The sequence below is a fragment of the Pseudoalteromonas fuliginea genome (assembly GCF_000690055.1).
Taxonomy (GTDB): domain Bacteria; phylum Pseudomonadota; class Gammaproteobacteria; order Enterobacterales; family Alteromonadaceae; genus Pseudoalteromonas; species Pseudoalteromonas fuliginea.
This window is the reverse complement of record NZ_JJNZ01000217.1, coordinates 1-583: the sequence shown is the minus strand read 5'-3', so window position 1 is coordinate 583 and position 583 is coordinate 1. Positions and strand designations below refer to the sequence as shown.

Annotated in this window: 1 protein-coding gene; it reads right to left on the bottom strand. The window is 41.9% G+C overall.

The genetic code is table 11. The annotated features are described in order from the left end of the window. Nucleotides 1-35: 35 nt before the first annotated feature. Nucleotides 36-583: hypothetical protein (locus tag DC53_RS22265; RefSeq protein WP_033032588.1), on the bottom strand; the 548-nt coding region annotated here is incomplete at its 5' end.

Below are 583 nucleotides of genomic sequence, written 5' to 3'. Positions count from 1 at the left end.
GCTGAACCGATCAATTAGCCATTCGCTATCATTCATTATTCCGCTCCAATATTTCTAACAATTTGCGCTTTGGCGTTTTGAATAGGCTTGCTGATCTCACCACGCACTGTCTTTGTTGCTTCTTCTATGGTATCGCCAGATTCGCAATGCGCGTAGATCTTTGTTGCAATCGTAACGGCAGAGTCAACCAGTAGCCTTGAATTCATTTCCTCAAGAAAACCAAACACACTTTTTTTCATTGCCTCGCGCTTTACTACTTCACCGGTCTTTTCTTCAACCTTGATTTCGCGCTCGACAATTTCAACTTGAGTTTTTTTGGCTTGTAACCATCCACGGTAAGATTCATCTGATCCGAAATATGCCACCAACTCATTTAGAGTTAAATTACCATGGTCTGAGATATCGACTTGCTCAACGGTTTTGTTTTGAGTGGCGGTTATTTTTGGTCTTGGCTTTTCGCTTTGAGTTCCAGTTCCGGAGCTTCGTCTAGACTTAGCGAGTTTACTTTCACTCTGAGATACTGGTGTGGTTGCCAAATGGCTAGTTCGTTCTTCTGCTGGTTTTAATTGATTTGAAATATCAG